This window comes from Streptomyces sp. W16 (assembly GCF_033194735.1).
GTDB lineage: Bacteria > Actinomycetota > Actinomycetes > Streptomycetales > Streptomycetaceae > Streptomyces.
On the sequence record NZ_JAWOAI010001058.1, the window covers coordinates 1 to 1,472 of the forward strand.

Sequence of the window (1,472 nt, forward strand, 5' to 3'; positions counted from 1 at the left end):
GTCCAACGGCAGTGGCGCGAGAACCGGTTCGGCGCTGCCGAGCGCGGCGTCGAAGAGCGCGAACGCCTGCTCCGGAGAGACCGCGCGCACCGAACCGCCGTGCACCCGGCCGCTGCGTGCCGCCATGCCCTCCTCGTCCGCCCACGCGCCCCAGACCAACGACAGGGCGGGCAGGCCCAGTTCGGAGCGATGGCGGGCGAGCGCGTCCAAGAAGGAGTTCGCCGCCGCGTAATTGGCCTGCCCCGGGTTGCCCAGCAGCCCCGCCGCCGAGGAGAACAGCACGAACCGGGCCAGCGGCAGATCCTTCGTCGACTCGTGCAACTGCCAGGCCGCGTCGGCCTTCGGCCGCAGCACCGCCGCCAGCCGCTCAGGTGTCATCGACGCCAGCACGCCGTCGTCCAGCACCCCCGCCAGGTGCACTACGGCGGTCAGGTCGGGCCCGAACGCCTTGAGTACGGCGGCGAGTTGGTCCCGCTCGGTGATGTCGCAGGCCACCAGATCGACCTGTGCGCCCGTCTGCTGAAGATCGTCACGCAACTCCCGTGCGCCGGGAGCCTGTTCACCGCGCCGACTGAGGAGGACGAGCCGCCGTACCCCGTGCCGGTCGACGAGATGCCGGGCCAGCATCGCCCCCAGGGATCCGGTGCCGCCGGTGATCAGGACGGTGCCCCCGGCGAGAGAGTCCGCGTCCTCGGAAGGGGGCGCCGTCGCCAGTCGAGGCACGCTCAGCACGCCCTCGCGTACGGCGAGTTGGGGTTCGCCAGTGGCGAGCGCGGCGGGCAGCTGCCGTAGGGACTCGGGGTGGCCGTCGACATCTACGAGGGTGAGGCGTCCGGGGTACTCGGCCTGTGCGGTCCGCAGCAGGCCCCAGGCCGTGGCGGCCGGCAGGTCGGGCGACTGTTCGGTGGCGCCGCGCGTGATCACGGCCAGGCGTCCGGAACCGGCGAGGTGTGTTTGCAGCAACTGCATTGCCCGCACGGTGAGTTGGTGTGCCTCGGCGACCGGGTCCGGATCCTCACCGCCGGGAGCGGCCAAGGAGGCGACGACCGTCTCCGGTGTCTCCTCGGACCAGGTCGCCTCGTCGTCGGCGGAGGCGAGGAACGCGGCCAGGCCCAGGTCGTCCGTCTCCGACACCGCGACGGAAGGCACCTCACCGGCAGTCTGCACGCTCGTCCACCGCAGCCGGTACAGCTCCGTGGCCGGGGCGGGACCGATCTCCGGTGCCGGTCGGGTGGTCATCGACTCCAGACGGGCCACGGGCGCGCCAGTGGGGGTCGCGAGATCGAGCGTGATCGTGTCCGGGTCGGGCCGCGTCATACGGACGCGCAGTGCCGTCGCTCCCGTGGCGTGCACGGTCAGGCCCCGCCAGGCGAACGGCAGCCGGGCCGGTCCGGTGGGCGGTTCGGCGAGCAGACCCGGGTGCAGGGCGGCGTCCAGCAGCGCCGGGTGGAGGACATGGCGCCGGGCGTCCG

Annotated in this window: 1 protein-coding gene; it reads right to left on the reverse strand. The window is 73.2% G+C overall.

Going from position 1 to position 1,472, the window contains the following annotated elements:
* The coding region (locus tag R6V09_RS53020) for an SDR family oxidoreductase (protein WP_317888539.1) at positions 1 to 1,472 on the reverse strand (1,472 nt) is incomplete at both ends.